General features: G+C 73.9%; 14 protein-coding genes and 1 pseudogene. 11 read left to right on the top strand and 4 right to left on the bottom strand.

The annotated features are described in order from the left end of the window. Positions 1-446: 446 nt before the first annotated feature. Positions 447-2738: a LuxR C-terminal-related transcriptional regulator gene (locus ABZ924_RS34805; RefSeq protein ID WP_361919085.1), complete on the bottom strand. Its 2292-nt coding sequence runs from the start codon at positions 2736-2738 to the stop codon at positions 447-449. Between the two features lie 427 nt (positions 2739-3165). Here ABZ924_RS34805 and ABZ924_RS34810 point away from each other — a divergent pair, with 427 nt between their 5' ends. From ABZ924_RS34810 to ABZ924_RS34820, 3 genes are all read left to right on the top strand, one after another. Then, positions 3166-4641 (top strand): MFS transporter, encoded by a 1476-nt coding sequence (locus tag ABZ924_RS34810; RefSeq protein WP_361919086.1) that lies wholly within the window; start codon positions 3166-3168, stop codon positions 4639-4641. A gap of 135 nt (positions 4642-4776) precedes the next feature. After that, complete coding sequence (locus ABZ924_RS34815) at positions 4777-6426, top strand: acyl-CoA carboxylase subunit beta (protein ID WP_361919088.1); 1650 nt, start codon at positions 4777-4779, stop codon at positions 6424-6426. Further along, entirely contained in the window at positions 6423-6623 is a 201-nt protein-coding gene (locus tag ABZ924_RS34820; protein WP_361919090.1) for an acyl-CoA carboxylase epsilon subunit, read from the top strand. The genes ABZ924_RS34815 and ABZ924_RS34820 overlap by 4 nt, the downstream gene beginning before the upstream one ends. A gap of 77 nt (positions 6624-6700) precedes the next feature. On the opposite strand, the gene sigJ is transcribed toward ABZ924_RS34820, so the two are convergent. Next, entirely contained in the window at positions 6701-7594 is an 894-nt protein-coding gene (gene sigJ / locus ABZ924_RS34825) for an RNA polymerase sigma factor SigJ (protein WP_361919092.1), read from the bottom strand. A gap of 265 nt (positions 7595-7859) precedes the next feature. On the opposite strand from sigJ, the gene ABZ924_RS34830 reads away from it, so the two are divergent. The 6 genes from ABZ924_RS34830 to ABZ924_RS34855 all read left to right on the top strand — a co-directional run bounded on the left by ABZ924_RS34830 (position 7860) and on the right by ABZ924_RS34855 (position 14581). Further along, positions 7860-8378, top strand: coding sequence for a hypothetical protein (locus ABZ924_RS34830; protein ID WP_361919094.1), 519 nt, complete (start codon positions 7860-7862; stop codon positions 8376-8378). A 125-nt stretch (positions 8379-8503) separates the two neighbouring features. After that, a complete protein-coding gene (locus ABZ924_RS34835; protein WP_361919096.1) occupies positions 8504-8992 on the top strand; it encodes a hypothetical protein in 489 nt (162 codons plus the stop codon). A gap of 601 nt (positions 8993-9593) precedes the next feature. Beyond that, positions 9594-10739, top strand: a complete 1146-nt coding sequence (locus ABZ924_RS34840) for a bifunctional DNA primase/polymerase (protein ID WP_361919098.1) — start codon at positions 9594-9596, stop codon at positions 10737-10739. After that, positions 10736-12325 (top strand): phage/plasmid primase, P4 family, encoded by a 1590-nt coding sequence (locus ABZ924_RS34845; RefSeq protein ID WP_361919099.1) that lies wholly within the window; start codon positions 10736-10738, stop codon positions 12323-12325. The genes ABZ924_RS34840 and ABZ924_RS34845 overlap by 4 nt, the downstream gene beginning before the upstream one ends. Beyond that, positions 12322-12750 carry a DUF6009 family protein gene (locus tag ABZ924_RS34850; protein WP_361919103.1) on the top strand — a complete coding sequence of 143 codons (429 nt, stop codon included), beginning with the start codon at positions 12322-12324 and terminating at the stop codon, positions 12748-12750. Before ABZ924_RS34845 ends, ABZ924_RS34850 begins: the two co-directional genes overlap by 4 nt. Before the next feature lie 253 nt (positions 12751-13003). Beyond that, a complete protein-coding gene (locus ABZ924_RS34855) occupies positions 13004-14581 on the top strand; it encodes an FAD-dependent monooxygenase (RefSeq protein ID WP_361919105.1) in 1578 nt (525 codons plus the stop codon). 35 nt (positions 14582-14616) lie between these two features. On the opposite strand, the gene ABZ924_RS34860 is transcribed toward ABZ924_RS34855, so the two are convergent. Further along, entirely contained in the window at positions 14617-15324 is a 708-nt protein-coding gene (locus ABZ924_RS34860; RefSeq protein ID WP_361919107.1) for an SDR family oxidoreductase, read from the bottom strand. Positions 15325-15568: 244 nt separating this feature from the next. On the opposite strand from ABZ924_RS34860, the gene ABZ924_RS34865 reads away from it, so the two are divergent. Next, the gene (locus ABZ924_RS34865; protein WP_361919109.1) at positions 15569-16342 is read left to right on the top strand and encodes a maleylpyruvate isomerase family mycothiol-dependent enzyme; all 774 of its coding nucleotides are present in this window, start codon (positions 15569-15571) and stop codon (positions 16340-16342) included. A gap of 105 nt (positions 16343-16447) precedes the next feature. Further along, positions 16448-16549, top strand: a pseudogene (locus tag ABZ924_RS34870) (IS5/IS1182 family transposase); the annotation flags it as partial. 33 nt (positions 16550-16582) lie between these two features. Here ABZ924_RS34870 and ABZ924_RS34875 read toward each other — a convergent pair. Continuing rightward, positions 16583-17194, bottom strand: a complete 612-nt coding sequence (locus ABZ924_RS34875) for an isochorismatase family protein (protein ID WP_361919111.1) — start codon at positions 17192-17194, stop codon at positions 16583-16585. Positions 17195-17355 lie beyond the last annotated feature (161 nt).

Consider the following 17355-nt stretch of genomic DNA (forward strand, 5'->3'; position numbering starts at 1 on the left):
GCCGGGGGGGGGCCGGGCCCCCTACCGGGCCCGCGCGCCGGCCGCGGCCGGGGCTCCCCGGGGGCCGCCCTCTTTGGGGCCCGTCACGGGGGGGGGGGGGGGGCGGCCCGCCCCCCCCCCCCGGCGGCATGTGACGGGCAGGTCGCCGGGGGGCGGCCTGCCCGTTTGTCTACGTGTTTGTCGACGGTCAGAGGGTTGCGCCGGGCTCGGAGACCGCCCCCGGGTCCGCCGGTGCGCGAGGGGCCGGCCCGCGCCGCGCACCCCGGGCCGCGACCGTCGCACCAGTGCCCCGCCGCGCCGCTCCCCGGGGGCGGGGCGGCGGGGCACTCTCGTTCGCCGCACGTTTGCCGTGCGTTCCCCGCGGTCCTTCCGTCGGCAAATACTTCGGGCAGGGGCGGCCCTCGGCGGGCCGCGGGCCCGGGGGCCTGAACCCGGCCGCGGGTAGCTCAGCGGCCGGGTCGGCGACCCGAGACGATATGGGCGACCTGCGCCCTGGAATTCGCGCCGAGTTTCTTGAAGATCCGGGCCATGTACGTCTCCACGGTCTTCACGCTGATTTCCAGCCGGTCGGCGATCTGCTGATTCGTGAGGCCGGGTCCGACCAATTCCGCGATTTCCTCCTCGCGGCCGCTGAGTCGAACAGTCGGAGTTCTTCTTTCCCGTTCCTCGAATGACCGTGCAATACGGTTACGCAAACCGTTCGAGGAAACGAGGAGTGCGCGGCTCCCGCACCGGGTGAATTCCGCCTCCGCGAATTCGACGTGACGGGCCGCCGCGACCGGGTCCCCGGTCTCCAGACACCAGTGCGACAGTTCGAGCGCGAGGCGTCCCAGCAGATGCCCCTGGCCGTGCCGCAGGGCGATGTGGAATGCCTGCTCCAGATGCTCCCGGGCGCGGGCCGGCGAGCCGAGGGCGCCCTCGGCCGCGCCCAGCCAGCGCAGCGCCTCCAGGTGCGGGGCCGCCGCCGGGTCGTCCGGGGGGCCCAGCAGCAGTGCGGCCTCGTCCGCCGCGGCCCGTGCCCCGTCCGCGGGACCGCCGCTCGCGCCGGCGGCCGCCAGCAGCGCCAGGGCGTGCCCGCGCAGGGCCGGCCGGTCCGCGGGGCAGGCCGCCACGGCCCGCCGGGCCGCAGCGAGCGCGGCGGGTGCGGCGGCCGCTTCCAGCAGCAGCGCGGCCAGTTCCGCCTCCCACTCCGGCCCGCCGGGGGCCGCGCCCCCGGCCCGCTCCTCCAGTACCGCCCTGGCCTGCGTGTACTGCCCCAGCAGCCGCAGCGCCCGGGCCCGCCACACCACGGCCTGCGCGGCCTCCTCGGCCGGGACCCGGTCCAGCTGCGGCCACAGCCGGGCGTAGCCCGCCACGGCCTCCGCGGGGCGCCCCGCCACCACCAGGGCTCGCTGGAGCAGCAACTGCGCCGCCGGCGGGGCGTCCGGCTGCGCGGCGACCCGGCGGGCCTCCCGCACCGCCCGGGCGGGCTGGAGGAACAGGGCCTCACGGGCGGCGCGTTCCAGCAGCTCCAGGTCGGATCCGCTGAGCGGGGCCGCGTACTCCAGCAGCGCCGACAGGGCCGGCGCCGTGCTGCCGAGGTCCTTGCGCAGGGCCGACACGGCCCGCTCCCGGGCGGCGTGGCGCCAGCCCGCCCCCGAAGCGTGGTGCACCAGGGCCCGTACGGCCGGGCGGGCGAAGACGAACCGGCCGGCCGGCTCGGCAGGCACCAACAGGCCCTCGCCGTAGAGTTCGTCGACCCCGCGCAGGATGTCGGCCAGCGGGAGTCCCGCGGTGTCGGCGACGGGGCCGGGGGCGAAGGGGTCGCCGACCACGGACGCGGCGCATGCGGTGCGCCAGGCCAGCGAGGTCAGCGTGTGCAGGTCGACGCCGGGCGGCGCCGCCAGCAAAGGCGGTACCCCGGTGGCGAGTTCCAGCTCGCTGTACGGGCCGCGCGACGGACCCGGGCGGTCGGTCTCCGCCTGTGCCAGCGCCCGCAACAGGCCCGGTACGCCCGCCCCGTCGCGGAGCACCAGATCGCGGCGCAGCGGGTTCAGGGCGGCCGGCAGCAGCCCCCGCGCGGCCCCCTCACCCAGCGGGCGCAACACGATCCGCACCAGCGGGGCCGCCCCGTCGGCCAGCCCGGCCAGGCGCTGCGCGGCCGGGCCGCTGCGGTGCGCCACGACCGTCAGCACCGGTCCCTCGGGCGGATGGCGGACGAGGTGTTCCAGCAGGTCGCAGACGTCCTGCCCGGCCCGGTGCGCGTCGTCGAGGACGAGCAGCACCCCGGTGCGCTCGGCGAGCAGCCCCAGCAGGGCCCGTACCGCGCGGAACACCGCGTGTTCCTGGTGCTTGTGCTGCTCTTGGTGCTGCTCGCGCTCCTGCGGCAGTGCGGGTCCGCCGAGGGCGGGGAACACCCGGGCCAGGTGGTGTACGTGCTCGGCTCCGAGCCGTTCGAAGAGGTCGCCGTCGGCCGCAGCCAGATGATCGTCCAAAGCGTCGACGAGGACGTCGAACGGACGGCCCCGGCCCCCGCGCGGAGCCCGCCCGCGGGCCACCGTCCAGCCCTCGCGCAGCGCCTCCGAAGCCAGCCGGCCCAGCAGGTGGCTCTTGCCGATCCAGGGTTCCCCGCCCAGCGTGACGAACCTGGCGGACGTACGGCAGAGCCTGCGCTGCTCACCCAGCAGCGCCCACTCGCGGGCATGCGGAGCCGATGCGGAAGCCGGCCTGCCCGTGTCCTCAAGCGACCCGTGCGACACGGTGCCCTCCTACATCAATGGAACTGACCGCCAGCCTCGCTGATCCCTCGTCACGCTCCCAGCACTCCCTGCTGACCGGAGCCTGCATGGCAGGAAGTTCAGGCAACCGCAGGTGAAGTGCGGTTTGTGTCAGGGAATTCACGGACAGGGTATGGAGGCAGCAAAGTAGCGGCAAGGTACACGCAAAGAGCCCGGAATCGCCTCGGCGCCCCAAGCGCCGCTCAAGGGGCACTCAAGGGGGCACTCAAGGACGACCGGAGGACCGGGCCGGTCCCGGCGCCGTTTCCGTCAAGTCCGAGGCGGCTGCGATATGCGCCCGGGTGCCGCGCAGGGGCTGCCCGGGGAATCCCTGACTGGTGCCCCGCGTCCAACTCGTCATGATCAGTCGCATTCTTGCCCGCATCATGATGTCTTGGAGGAACGGATCATGCCGGTTGCCCGCGGCACGCGGATTCGGCTCGGTTACGCCGGCGGCTCCATGGTCACCGGCGTCTTCACGACCCTGCCCGGCCTGCTGCTCCTGCCCTACCTGACGGACACCCTCGGGGTCGGCGCGGCCCTCGCCGGCGCGCTCGTCCTGCTCCCGAAGATCTGGGACGTCCTGCTCACCCCGACCGCGGGCCGCCTCGGCGACCGCGGCCGCCGCACCGCGCACCTGCTCCTCGGCGGGGCCGGGGCGGCCGCGGGCTTCGCCCTGACCTTCGCCGGCCTCGCCCGCGGCCTGACGGGCGCCCTGCTCACCACCGCCGGATTCCTGTTCACCGCGACGGCGTTCGCGTTCTTCCACGCCGCGTATGCAGCCCTGCCCGGCGACCTCGCGGCCACCCCCGCCGAGCGGATCCGGCTCGTCGGGGCCCGGGTCGCGGGGATCGCCGTGGCCGCCCTCTCGGCGGGTGCGCTCGCCCCGGCCGTGGTCGCCGCGGCCGGCGGCGGGCTCGCCGCGCACCGCTGGGCCGGGCTGCTGGGCGCCGCCCTGATCCTCGCGGGCACCCTGGCCACGTACGGTGCGATCCGGTCGCAGGCGGGTGTGCGCTTGGGGGCCGGGGCCGGGGCCGGGGCCGGGGTCAGGTCCGGGGCCGGGTCCGGGTCGGGGAGTGGGACCGGGTCGGGGAGCGGGACCGGCAGTGGGACCGCCGACACCGCCCCCGCCCGGGCCGGGCTGCTGCGGCCCTGGGTCCTGCTGCGCGGCCGGCGGGAGTTCACCGCCCTGCTGCTCTGTGTGATCCTCCAAGTGGCCGCCACGGGCTGCCTGCTGGCCGGCGGCCCCTACTTCGCCGAGCACGCCCTGCACGCCCCCGGCCTCACCGGCGCCCTGGTCGCCGCCTTCGTCCTGCCCAACCTGCTCACCGTGCCGCTGTGGACCCGGGCCGGCGCCCGCTGGGGCCAGCGCACCGGCCTGCGGGCCGCCACCGCCGTCTTCGCCGCAGCCTGCCTCCTCCTGACGGCCACTGCGCTCCTGCCCGCGGCCTGCGCCCTGCCGGTCTTCCTGCTGCTCGGCACCGGTCACGCGGGCCAGCTGCTGTTCCTGTACGGGATGCTCGCCGAGACCACCGCCTCCGAGGCCGGACGGTCCCGCGCGGGGGCCCTGGCCGGGCTCTTCGGGGGCGCCGAGTCCCTCGGCCTGGCCCTCGGCCCGTTCCTGTACGCCGTGGCCCTGGACGCCTCCGGCTACGCCTCCTCCGACACCGGGCACGCCGCCGCCCAGAGCCACACCGCCCAGGTGGGCGTGATCGCCGGCATGGCCGTACTGCCCGCCCTGGCCGCGCTGACCGGTGTGCTCGCCCTCCGCATCGGCCGCCGCAGTACCAGGGGCCTGTCAGAGCCCGCCACGGCCCCGGAGCAGGACACCCGTACGGCGGTCGCCGCCGAGAACGCTGTCGAGAACGCCGCCGGGGTCCGCTGACGTGGCGCCGGACCGCGGCGGTCTGCCGGGGACGCCCCCGGCAAGTGCCCGCCCAAGCCCCCCTTTAGCGCCTCGGCCGACCCTCACCGGCGCCCAACCAGCCAGTCGGGCGCACACGCGCCGAAAGGGGTCCGCATGAGCATCACCGAGGAACGGCCGGTCCACACTCCGCCACCCCCGGCCCCCGTCCCCGCCCCGGCCGCGCCCCGGGCCGCCACCGGCCCCGCCCCCGCGCCGTCCCTGCGCGAGCGCACCGCCGAGCTGAACTCCCTGCGCCGCAGCATCGTCGACGGCCCCGACCCGCGGGCCACCGAGGCCCAGCACGCCAAGGGCAAGCTGACCGCCCGCGAGCGCATCGACATCCTCTTCGACGAGGGCACCTTCACGGAGACGGAGGCCCTGCGCCGCCACCGCGCCACCGGCTTCGGCCTCGAGCTCAAGAGGCCGCACACCGACGGCGTCATCACCGGCTGGGGCAAGGTCGACGGCCGCACCGTCTTCGTCTACGCCCATGACTTCCGGATCTTCGGTGGTGCGCTGGGCGAGGCCCACGCCGAGAAGATCCACAAGCTGATGGACCTCGCCGAGGCCGCCGGAGCCCCCATCGTGGGCCTCTGTGACGGCGCCGGCGCCCGTATCCAGGAGGGCGTCACCGCGCTCGCCGGCTACGGCGGGATCTTCCAGCGCAACGTCCGCAACTCCGGCGTCATCCCGCAGATCTCCGTCATCCTCGGCCCCTGCGCCGGCGGCGCCGCGTACTCCCCCGCGTTGACCGACTTCGTGTTCATGGTCCGCGGCACCTCGCAGATGTTCATCACCGGCCCGGACGTCGTCCAGGCCGTGACCGGCGAGGCCGTCACCATGGAACACCTCGGCGGGGCCGACAGCCACGCCGGCTCCTCCGGCGTCGCCACCTTCGCCTACGACGACGAACAGAGCTGCCTCGAGGACGTACGCCACCTGCTCTCCCTCCTGCCCTCCAACAACCGCGAACTCGCCCCCACAGGCGACCTCGAAGACCCCGCCGACCGGCGCTGCGACAGCCTCCTCGACCTCGTCCCGGCCCGCGCCAACGCGGCGTACGACATCCGCGCCGTCATCGAGGAGATCGTCGACCACGGCGAGTACTTCGAGGTCCACACGGCCTGGGCGCAGAACGTGGTCTGCGCCCTGAGCCGCCTCGGCGGCCAGGTCGTCGGCATCGTCGCCAACCAGCCCGGCGCCCTCGCCGGCGTCCTCGACATCCAGGCCAGCGAGAAGGCCGCGCGGTTCGTGCAGTTCTGCGACGCCTTCAACATCCCGCTCGTCACCCTCGTGGACGTCCCCGGCTTCCTGCCCGGCGTCGACCAGGAGCACAACGGCATCATCCGGCACGGCGCGAAGCTCCTGTACGCCTACTGCAACGCCACGGTCCCGCGGATCTCCCTCGTCCTGCGCAAGGCCTACGGCGGCGCCTACATCGTCATGGACTCCAGCTCCATCGGCGCCGACCTCGCCCTGGCCTGGCCCTCGAACGAGATCGCCGTGATGGGCGCGGAGGGCGCCGCCAACGTCATCTTCCGCCGCGAGATCAAGGCGGCCGACGACCCCGACGCGGTACGGGCCCAGCGGATCAAGGAGTACACGACCGAGCTGATGCACCCGTACTACGCGGCCGAGCGCGGCCTCGTCGACGACGTCATCGACCCGGCCGACACCCGCACCCGCCTGATCGACGCCCTCACCATGCTCCGCGCCAAGAAGGCCTCCCTGCCCGCCCGCAAACACGGAAACCTGCCGCTGTGACGCATCCCGAACTTCCCCTGGCCTCGCTGCGCATCGTCAAGGGTGCGCCCACCATGGAGGAACTCGCGGCGCTCGCCGTTCTGCTGACGGCTCGTCTGCAGGCGCCCGAGCCGGAGCCCGAGGCCGTGCCCGCCCCGGTGCCGCTGTGGCCGCGGGGGCTGCCCGGCTACCAGCCTCCGGGTGCCTGGGCCTCGTAACCCTCCCTGCCCCCCGATCCCCCCGATCCCGTCCGGCCCCGGCGTTCCCCCGCGCCGGGGCCGGACGTACGGGTGCGTCAGGCGGCGTCGAAGCCGGCCAGGCCGAGGGCGAGGAGGCGCTCCGGGTCCGTGATCACGTCGATGGCGGCGATCCTGCCGTCGGTGACGGTGAAGGCCATCAGCGACAGCGGCCGGCCGTCCTTGACGACCACGACGCCCGCGGCACCGTTGATCAGCGCCGGGCGGACGAACGGGCACAGGGCGCCGTACGTGACGGCCTGCGAGCCCACCGTCGAGGCCCCGCGCAGGATGACGCTCTGACCGGCCCGCAGGGGGCCGCCGTCGCAGCGCAGGACGACGTCGGGGTCCAGGACCGCGACCAGGGCCTCCAGGCGGCCGTCCCGGGACGCGGCGAAGAACGCGTCGACGACCTCGCGCTGGCGGGCCCGGTCCGGGTCGGGGGCCGGGGCCTGGTCCTGGACCCGGCGGCGGGCCCGGCTGGCCAGCTGCCGGGTGGCCGCCGGGGTCCTGTCGAGGAGTTCGGCTATCTCGTCGAAGGACACGGCGAACATGTCGTGCAGGACGAAGGCGATCCGCTCGGCGGGCGAGAGGGACTCCAGCACCACCATCAGCGCCAGGCCGACCGAGTCGGCGAGCAGCACCTCGCTCTCGGGGTCGACGACGTGCTCGCGCGTGACGACCGGGTCCGGGACGCGGACCTCGGGGACCAGGGGCTCCTCCCGCCGGGTCGCGCGCGAGCGCAGCATGTTCAGGCAGATCCGGGAGACGACCGTGGTCAGCCAGCCCGACAGGTTCTCCACCTCGTCCGTGTCGGCGCGGTCGTAGCGCAGCCAGGCTTCCTGGACGGCGTCCTCGGCCTCGGCGAGCGAGCCCAGCATCCGGTAGGCCACCGCCCGCAGCCGGGGCCGTTCCTGCTCGAAGCGGGCCGTCGGCCGGGTCGTCGTGTGCACCTGTCGGGTTCCTTTCGCCGGGGGCCGCCGAGGCCTCGGGGTCCGGGAGCGACCGTAGCGACCCAAGCGACCGAAGCCGCGGGCGGGGCCGGGTAGATGGGGCTTCCCGCACCCCTCGGCCGACGTGGCGGAGGGACGCCGCCGGCATCTGCGCGGCGAGCCCGCCGGACCGGGCTCGCCGCGCATCTACAACGGTGCGAAACTTGGACCATACGGTCGGTACCGCGACATTCTGCGATCGGGGTCACCGGAAGAAGGCAGACCCATGGTGCGCCCAACCCGTCTGGTGAGGGCCGCAGCAGCCCTTGCCGCTGCAGCGGTGGCGAACCTCGGCCTGGCTGCCCCTCCGCCCTCACTCGACGCCGCATCGTCCCCATCCTCCGCCGTCCGGAGTGCCGTGCAGGCCCTGCGGGCGCAACACGTGAGCTCGGGTACACCGATAATTTGCAGTGACAATCTGCCCGTTGGTCGTGGCGGACATGCTGTTGCCGCCGTCTGTATCGGCGAGGAGGATTCCAGCATCACCTACGGCGTTTTCGTCGTGGCCGGATCCATGAAGAACCTCAGCGAGAAGCGTATGAAGGTGTTTATTCAGCTGGCCGTACGGACTCCTTACAAACTCGTGGGAGGATGTACCGGTATTTTGTCTCCGAAGAAGTCCTACACATGCACTTCCGCGAAAGTGCACCACGTTTATCCCGCAGGTGGCATTGGGGAGTTCCATTGGGGTGCTGATTTCGGAAGCGCGTCAAGGGATGTCTTCAGTCCGGAGTTCAATACGTAGGCTCGGTAGGGACTCTCATGCGCGCCCGGCGCGCCACCCGCCCGCCCGCTACCAGGTGACGGGCACGCCCCCAGGGAAGGCGGTCGCGGCGGTGGTGCCGCACCCGGAAAGGACGGTGATCATTAATGCGCGGCAAACTGCCCGTCCTGATGGGCTCTATCGCCCTCGTCGTCGGCTTTGCTGTGCCTTCCTCCCCCGCATCCGCGGTGAATTCTCCCGCAGTCCCGACGCAAGGGGTCGTGGAATGGTGCAGCCCGGTGACCGGCGTACCCGGTCGCTATATGATCGCCGTGGTTTGTGTCGCTGTGGACACCGCAAAGCAGGCCGATGTGCCGCGCGCTTATGTCCGGGTGGCCTATCAGAACGTCGACAAGACCGGCTACGCGCACTACATCGCCATTTCGAAGAGGATCGTCATCAATGGCCAGGCCTCATCTGTCGGGCGGTGCGGGGCGACGGTGAGCCCCGGAAAGGCGGGCCGTTGCCCCGGCTCCGAACTGTTCGTGGCGCCTCCCGGAGCCCTGATCCAAGGTGCGGCCGACATCTTCGTCGCCGGACCGGCCACGACCATCCAGAGTCCCCCCAGGCGGGTTCCGGGCGAAGTGCCGGTCTAGGGGCGCACCGGCGTCCAGGGGGAGCAACAGCGACCCAAGCGACCGAAGCCGCGCGCGGGGCCGGGGCGTTGGGGTCCCCCACACGGGGGGGCAGTCGATTCCCGCTTGACGGCCGCTCGAGCCGTTCGGGGCCCCGGAACCGGCCCGGAGGCGGTGCAGCGACTGAAAACCAGCGACTGAACGGGGCTTCGGTAGCTTTCGGTCGCTGAGAGGAAGTGCAGGTCAGAGCGGGTGTGCAGGGCCATCAGCGACCGAAGCGACTCAAGGTCCGGGTATATGAAGACATTCCCGCGTGCGTGTGTGCGCGTGTATGCGTGCGCGTGTGAGCGTCATATATAGGGGTCTTGAGTCGCTTCAGTCGCTATTTCGGTTGTGTCGTGGCTCTGACCTGTGGTTCCTTCGAGCTACTGTGGCAGCGACCGAAGGGGCTTCAGTCGCTGGGGGGCGGAGGGCTTCGGTCGCTGGAACCGGAAGGGATCCCACCGCCGAACTGCCGCTGGAGCACGCAGTGTTCTTGTGGTGGGAGGTGCTTCTTCCGCACCTGACCTTCGCTAAGGTGAGTTCGTGGTTGAGTCGCTTCGGTCGCTGACGGGGGATGGGAATGGCTTCTGAGCTGCTCGTTTCCCGCAGCGACTCAGAGCGCAGCGACTCAGAGCAGCCGGGCCCGGCAGCCGGGCGCGCCCTGGCCACCGCCCGCTGGTGCGCCAGCAAGGGCTGGCCCGTCCACCCGCTGGCTCCCGGACGCAAGACCCCCGTGGGCAACTGCGAGGCCTGCCGGGCCCCCGGCCACGACCGCCGGGACTGCGGGTGCATCCGCTCCGGCCGCTGGTGCCACGGCTTCCACGCCGCCACCCTCGACTTCTCCCGCATCGACCGCTGGTGGGGCGAGCAGCCCGCCCTCGGCGTCGGGATCTCCTGCGGCCCGGCCGGCCTGGTCGTCCTCGACATCGACGCCCACGAACAGCCCCTGCCCGACCGCAGCCGGCTCCTGCCGGGCATCGCCGTCTCCGACGAGGTCGACCTCACGGGGCTCGCCAACGGCTACCACACGCTGGGCGTACTGGCCGCCCTGCGCCGTGAGCAGAGCCCCGCCGCCGACACCGCGACCCTCCGGGTGCGGACCCCCTCGGGCGGGCTGCACGTCTGGTACCGGGCCCGGGGCAGCCACCGCTGGCAGTGCTCCACCGGCTCCGGCTCCGGGCGCGCCCTGGCCTGGCAGGTCGACGTACGGGCCCACGGCGGCTACATCGTCGCGCCCGGCACCGTCACCGCCGCGGGCACCTACACCCGCGTCGGCGACGCCTGCGAGCCCGCGCCGCTGCCCGCCTGGCTCGCCCGGGAACTGGAGCGCACCGGGCACCTGCCGCCGGCCGGCGTCCCCGCCCCGCGCCCCGTGCCGCCGCGGGCCCGGCAGGCCGTGCTCGCCGCCCGCGGCGGGCAGTTCGGTGCCCTCGGGCCCCTCGGCCGGGGTGCAGGCAAGGCGCTGGGCACCGTGCTGGCGATCGTGGCCGCCTGCGCCGCCGTACCCGAGGGGGCGGCCTTCTCGGAGAAGCTCAACCGTGCCGCGTACACCGCCGGGGGCCTCGTCGCCGCCGGGCTGCTCACCCCTGCCGACGCCGAACGCGTCCTGGCGGACGCCGCCGAGCACGCCCGCCCCGGCCAGGAGCGCCGCTACGGGGCCATCATCCGCAGCGGCCTCAGCGCGGGCCTGCAGCGGCCCCTGACGCCGCCCCGGGGCCGCCTGTGACCGCCGAGCGGGAGAGCGCCGCGCTCAGCGCCGCGGTCAAGGAGTTCGACGCGCAGGCGGTCGCCGAGCAGATCCTCGCGCTCCAGCCCGCACAGGAGCCCGACGGCACCACCGCAGCGGCCGCGGGGCCGGTCCCGGGACCGGCCGGAGCCGCGGGCCCGGGGGGAGCCGCGGGCCCGGCGGGAGGCGGCGGGGCCCCCGTCACCGCCGACGGGCTGCTGCCCGACACCCTCAGCGACCGCGGCAACGCCAAGCTGTTCGTCCGGCTCTACGCCGACGACTACCGGCACGTCCCGGGCCTCGGCTGGTACCGCTGGGACAGCACCCGCTGGCTGATCGACGAGGACGACACCGTCCTGTGGGCCGCGGGCGACCTCGCCGAGTCCATCGCCACCACCGACCCCACGGGCACCCACACCGCCACCGCCCTGCGCCAGCACCGCCGCCGGGCCCTGAGCACCAGCGGCATCAACGCCATGCTCACGCAGGCCAAGTCGGCGCCCGGGATGATACTGAACGCCGCCCGCCTGGACGCGGACCCGTACGCCCTGTGCACGCCCGCCGGGATCGTCGACCTGTTCACCGGGTGCCTGCGCGCCCCCGTCCCCGGCAAGGACTTCCACTCCCGCTCCACCACGGTCGCACCGCAGCCGATCCCCACGCCCCGCTGGGACCGCTTCCTCGTCGACACCTTCGGCGGCGGGCCGGAGGGGGCGCAGATGACCGGGTTCCTGCAGCTGCTGCTCGGCTACTCCGTCACCGGGGACGTCGGCGGCCAGGTGATGCCGTTCCTGTTCGGCTCCGGCAAGAACGGCAAGTCCGTCCTGCTGGACGTGCTGATGAAGCTGCTCGGGGACTACGCGGACGCGGCCCCGCCCGGATTCCTGATGGCCCGCCCGTACGAGGGCCACCCCACCGACCTCGCCGAACTGCACGGCCGGCGCGTCATCGTGTGCAGCGAGGTCAAGCCGGGCGACAAGTTCGACGAGGCCCGCGTCAAGCTCCTCACCGGCGGCGACCGGATCAAGGCGCGGCGCATGCGGCAGGACTTCTTCGGCTTCCAGCCCACGCACAAGCTGTGGCTGCTGGGCAACCACCGGCCCGAGGTCGGCACCGGCGGCTTCGCGTTCTGGCGGCGCATGCGGCTCATACCGTTCGAACGCGTCGTGTCCGACGACCGCAAGATCGACAACCTGGCGGACATCCTGGTGACCGAGGAGGGCCCCGGCATCCTCAACTGGCTCATCGCGGGCGCCGGCCGCTACCTGGGCGGCGACAAGGACCTCACCGGGCCCGAGCGGGTGCGGATCGCGACGACCGCGTACGCCGACACCGAGGACCACACCGGGCGCTTCCTCGGCGAATCCTGCCGCCTCGAGCCGGACCTGAGGGTGGAACAGGCGCAGCTCTACGCGGCCTACCGCGGCTGGTGCCAGAATGAGGGCGCCCCCGCCATCTCCTCCCGGGCCTTCGCGGCCCGCGTCCGCGAGACGGTGGGGCTGGCGTCGCCCAAGGAGATGATCCTGTCCAACCAGCGCAAGTTCTACCCGGGCATCGGCCTGCTCGCGCACGAGGAGACGGTATGAGCTCCCTCATCACCGAAGACGAGATCATCCACGAGGTCGAGCTCGTCTGGCTGGAGGACGTCAGCGGGCTCGACTACGTCCGCCAGAGCCTGGACCGGCTCCCCACCCGCCGCGGCAAACCCGCCTACCACCGCGACGGCCGGATGGTCGGCTACGCCCAACTGGGGCCGCGGGCCAAGCCGTCCCGCTCCTCCGGCACCTTCCGGCGCCGCGTCTTCTGGCTGCTGCCCCACGACCGGGACACCGATCCGGAGGGGCTGTACGCGAAGGGGGCCCCGGCCGAGGCCGTGGACGCGCGCACGCTGGCGCCGGGCAGCAAGGGGCGCAAGACCGAACGGTCGGAGGGCGGCCCCATGTCGTCGGTGCCGTCGTCCTTGCCGTCGGTGCCGTCGGTGCCGTCTGCGCTGCGCGGACCCCTGCCGTAGCGGGGGCGGCGCGGCGGGACGGATCCACGCGCCACACGGGCTTTACACGACAACCCCTATAAAAGAACCGGCCATCCGGTATATTTTTCCCGCGTCGCCCCGGACGAACCGAGCGCGCCCGACTCCTTCCGCGCTCCGCGCCCGGCTGTGCCGCGCCGCGGGGATCCCGCCGCCCGGCCGCGGCTCGCGCACGTCGGCGGACGTCGCGCACGGCACGGCTTGTCTTCGAAGACCGGACCAGGGGGCGCAGCGCATGCAGGTGGAAGCAGACGTGGTGGTCATCGGTGGGGGGCCGGTCGGCCTGCTGGTCGCGGCCGAACTGGCCGGGTACGGAATCGACACCGCGCTCCTCGAAGCGCGGGCCGACGTCGCCGAGCGGCCCAAGGCGACGACCCTGCACGCCCGGGCGGTGCAGTGCCTGGCCCGGCGCGGCCATCTGCCGGAGCACGTGTCCCCGTACGCGGGACCCTCGGGCGACGGGAGCGGCAGTCCCTTCCACTTCGCCGGCCTGCCCGGGCTGGTCATCACCGCCCCGGAGGGCGAGCCGGGGCCCATCCTCAAGTGCCGGCAGGCGGAGCTGGAGCGGCTCTTCGAAGCCCGGGCCCGGGCGGCGGGCGCGCGGATCCTGCGCGGGCACCGGGTCAGCGGGATCGGGCAGGACGCGTACGGGGTCACGGTGCGGGCCGAGGGGCCGCAGGGCCCGGTCGACTGCACCGCCCGGTACCTGGTGGGGGCCGACGGTGTGCGCAGCCTCGTCCGCGAAGGGGCCGGCATCGCCTCGGACACGCACCCGGCGACCGTGGCCGCCCTGATGGGCACCGTCACCCTGCGGGAGCCGGGCGCCCTGGCCGACGGCTGGCACCGGACCCCGCGGGGCTGGATCGTGGCCAAGACGGAAGCGGCGGCAGTGGAGGGCGGCGCGGGGGCCGGCGGGGAGGCCGGTCGGGCGGGCGGCGGGGCGGCCGGCCCCCGTACCCACATACGCACGCTGAACTGCGCCCGCGCCCACACCGACCGCCACCGGGAGCCCACCCTGGCGGAGCTGGAACGGGAGGTGGCGTGGATCGCCGGACGCGAGGTCGCCATGGCGGAGCCGCGGTGGCTCAGCCGCTTCAGCGACTTCGCCCGCCTGGCCCGCAGCTTCCGCCAGGGGCGGGTCTTCCTCGCCGGGGACGCGGCGCACACGCACTTCCCGATCGGCGGCCAGGGCCTGAGCACGGGTGTGCTCGACGCCCTGAACCTGGGCTGGAAGCTCGCCCTCGCCGTGCGCGGGAGAGCCGGGGCGGGCCTGCTCGACACCTATGACCTGGAGCGCAGGCCCGCCGCCCAGCGGGTCATCGACAACACGCGGGCGCAGCTGGCCCTGATGCGGCCCGGGCCCGAACTCGACGCGCTGCGCTCGCTGTTCAGCGGGCTGCTGAGCTCGGACCGGGTCGCCGGGCACCTCAGGAACATGATCAGCGCCCAGGACACGGTGCTGCCGGGGTGCACGGGGAGCCCGCCGTCGGGCGGGGAAGGAACGTTCCTCCCGAACCTGGCCCTCACCACCCCGGCCGGAACCACGGACGTGATCACCCTGCTCCAGGGAGGCCGGCCCCTGCTGCTCCTGTTCGGGCAGGAGGCAGCCCTGCGCCACGGCGGCGAGGCCCGCGCCTTCGAGCCGCTCCTGCGGGTGGTGCAGGCGCGGCCCGTCCCCGAAGTCCCCTACGAGGCCGTCCTCATACGCCCCGACGGCTACGTTGCCTGGTCCCCGGGCGACACCCCCCTCGGCGCGTCCCTGACGGCCCACCTGACCCGACCGAACGAAACCGAGCGAGCCGAGCCCGCCTAGCCGCCCGGTCCGCCCGCATCGGGTGGAGCCGTCGCCTACCAGGCCAGCGGTTCGCCGTCCCGGAAGAAGCCGCCGGTGGGGCCGGAGTCGGGCAGGGTGGCCGCCCAGACGATCCCGGCGGCGCCCTGCTCGACGGGGGCGCCGCCCGGGCCGCCCATGTCGGTGGCGATCCAGCCGGGACAGACGGCGTTGACCAGGATCCGCTCGGCGCGCAGTTCGTCGGCGAGCTTCCGGGTGAGGGCGTTGAGGGCCGCCTTGGAGATCCCGTAGGCAGGGGTTCCGCCGGACATGTGCTCCAGGGAACCGGACTCGCTGGAGACGTTCACCAGACGGGGGTGGGCCGAGCGGCGCAGCAGCGGCAGGAACGCCTGCGCGGTCCGCCAGGCGCCGAAGAGGTTGGTCTCCAGGGTGCGGCGGACCTCGTCGAGGTCGGTGGAGACGGCGCGCCGGGCGGTGTCGTAGTTGATGGCGGCGTTGTTGACGAGGACGTCGAGGCGCCCGAACTCCGCCTCCACGGTGCGGGCGAGGGTACGGACGCCGTCGGCGTCGGTGACGTCCAGCCGGTGCGGCAGCAGCCTGCCGGGCACGGCCGGGGCCAGGGCGGCGACGGCCTCTTCGGCGTCCTGCGGACGGCGGGCGCACAGCAGGACGGTGTGGCCGAGCGCGGCGAGCCGGCGCGCGGTCTCCCGGCCGATACCCCGGTTGGCGCCCGTGACCAGCGATACCGGCGCGGTGGTGCTCATGTTCTCTCCTCGGGGCGGATGGTGATCGGACCCGAGCAGCACGCTATGCCGTCGCCCTGCGTACGCGGATCAGGCCCGGGTCGCAGGCGGGCCGCGTCCTTGGACGTAGTCCCACGGCAAGCATCGCGGCCGGCGGCCTCGGACGGTGTTCAGCCGGAGCCGGCAGCCGCCGGGCGTCGAGTGTCGACGGGTCGTCCGAACAAATTCGCTACCGGCGGCCGGAGCGCCGTGATACACAACCGAGGTGCAAAAAATCTTGGAGTTCCCCGAGGTCCTGCGGCTGATCGAAGACCGCTCGGCCGCATTCCGGGCCGCGATCGCGTCCGCCCCCGACCTTGACGTCCAGGTCCCGACCTGCCCGGACTGGACGCTGCGCGAACTGGCGCAGCACCTCGGCGACGGCCGCCGCCGCCAGGCCGCCATCGTCGCGGCGGGCCCGGGCGCCGAGCCCCCGGCGAAGACGGACCCGAAGGGCGCCCCGACCGCGCCCCGCGACCGCGAAGCCCTGGACGCCTGGCTCGCCGAGTCGACCGAGCTCATGCTCGACGCGCTGCGCGAGGCCGGCCCGGACCGCGGCTGCTGGACCTGGTGGGGCCGCTCGCAGGCCCCGGAGACCAGCGGAGCCTTGGCCCGGCACCAGATCCAGGAGATCGCCGTCCACACCTACGACGTCCAGCTCACCCTGGGGGCCGCACAGCCGCTGCCGACGGACGTCGCGGTCGAGGGCGTCGACGAGTTCCTGACGACCGTCTCGGCGACGACCGTCCCCTGGCCGTTCAAGCCGGCGACCATCGACCTGCACGCGACCGAGGGCCGCTCCTGGCGCCTGACCCTCAACGCCGACGGCGTCCGCTGCGACGACCTCGCCGCCGACGCGGAGCCGGGTGACATGGCGATGCGAGGCGCTGCGAGCGAACTGGTCCTCTACTTCTACGCGCGCGTCCCGCTCGAGGTCCTGGAGACCACCGGCGACACCGAGCCGATGGAGCAGCTCGCAGAGTGGGACCCGAACGAGTAAATCGCGCCCTTGTGACGCACCTGTCGGTGCACGCGCTCCTGCGGGCGGCGCTGGGCGCCCCGCCTGGCCGCCGGCATGTCTCGCGCGACACCCGACGGCGCAAGCGCCGACAGGGGCCGTCGCACCCGCGCCTGCCTGCGTGGACGCGGGATCCGGCATGTCATCCCGGAGAAGGCCAACCAAGCGGCCGGCCGTCTGCGGCGCGGGGGCACGCTTTGCCCATGAATGCCAGGACGGCCACTAGGCGGTGAGGGCGTCCACGGTGGGGGCGACCGGGCCGAACAGGTCGGCGATCGTCGTCAGGGCGGCCGTCTGGAGGACGGCGGCGGGCACGACCGTGCCGTCGGGTGCGGGCAGGGGGCGGGTGGCGGTGGCTTCGGCGACGACGGTGGGGCGGTAGCCGAGGGCGTGGGCGCCCTGGGCGGTGAACGAGACGCACATGTGCGTCATGAACCCGGCCAGGACGAGCTCGGTGCCCGCGCCGAGCGTGCGCAGGGTCTCCTGGAGATCGGTGCCGTGGAAGGCGTTCGGGAACCCCTTGACCACGACGGGCTCGCCGTCGGCCGGGGCCACCTCCGGGCTGATCGCGCCGATCTCGGCGCGGATGTCGTAGGGGGTGTCGGCGCCGCCGTCGTTGACCACGTGGACCACCGGCGTCCCGGCGGCCCGCGCGGCGGCGAGCAGCCGGGCGCCGGCGGCGAGGGCCTGGTCGGCGCCTTCGAGGGCCATGACGCCGGTGCGGTAGGTGTTCTGGAAGTCGATCATGACGAGCGTGGCGTCGGCGAGCCGGGGCAGGCCGTTGTCGAGGCCGATCACGTCGCGGAGGGTCGTGGAAGCGGTGGTTGTGCTCATGGGGTGTCTCTCCTTCTGATGCGGGGCGTTGGTGGTGGCGGGAGGTCGGCCGTTTCGGCCACGCCCTGCCTCGGCGGCGCTTGAGGCGCGGGGTGTGGGGCGGCGCCCCGGGGATCCCGGCTTCGCCGGGTACCGGGCTCTGCCCGGACCCGCGCCTCAAG

The organism is Streptomyces sp. NPDC046876 (genome assembly GCF_040645035.1).
Classification (GTDB): Bacteria; Actinomycetota; Actinomycetes; order Streptomycetales; family Streptomycetaceae; genus Streptomyces.

Bases quoted from the DNA above. Each gene is read 5' to 3' on its own strand.
- ABZ924_RS34875 (WP_361919111.1), bottom strand. From the start codon at position 17,194: ATGAGCACAACCACCGCTTCCACGACCCTCCGCGACGTGATCGGCCTC.
- ABZ924_RS34810 (WP_361919086.1), top strand. From the start codon at position 3,166: ATGCCGGTTGCCCGCGGCACGCGGATTCGGCTCGGTTACGCCGGCGGC.
- ABZ924_RS34860 (WP_361919107.1), bottom strand. From the start codon at position 15,324: ATGAGCACCACCGCGCCGGTATCGCTGGTCACGGGCGCCAACCGGGGT.
- ABZ924_RS34835 (WP_361919096.1), top strand. From the start codon at position 8,504: ATGCGCGGCAAACTGCCCGTCCTGATGGGCTCTATCGCCCTCGTCGTC.
- ABZ924_RS34815 (WP_361919088.1), top strand. From the start codon at position 4,777: ATGAGCATCACCGAGGAACGGCCGGTCCACACTCCGCCACCCCCGGCC.
- ABZ924_RS34850 (WP_361919103.1), top strand. From the start codon at position 12,322: ATGAGCTCCCTCATCACCGAAGACGAGATCATCCACGAGGTCGAGCTC.
- ABZ924_RS34840 (WP_361919098.1), top strand. From the start codon at position 9,594: ATGGCTTCTGAGCTGCTCGTTTCCCGCAGCGACTCAGAGCGCAGCGAC.
- ABZ924_RS34830 (WP_361919094.1), top strand. From the start codon at position 7,860: ATGGTGCGCCCAACCCGTCTGGTGAGGGCCGCAGCAGCCCTTGCCGCT.
- ABZ924_RS34855 (WP_361919105.1), top strand. From the start codon at position 13,004: ATGCAGGTGGAAGCAGACGTGGTGGTCATCGGTGGGGGGCCGGTCGGC.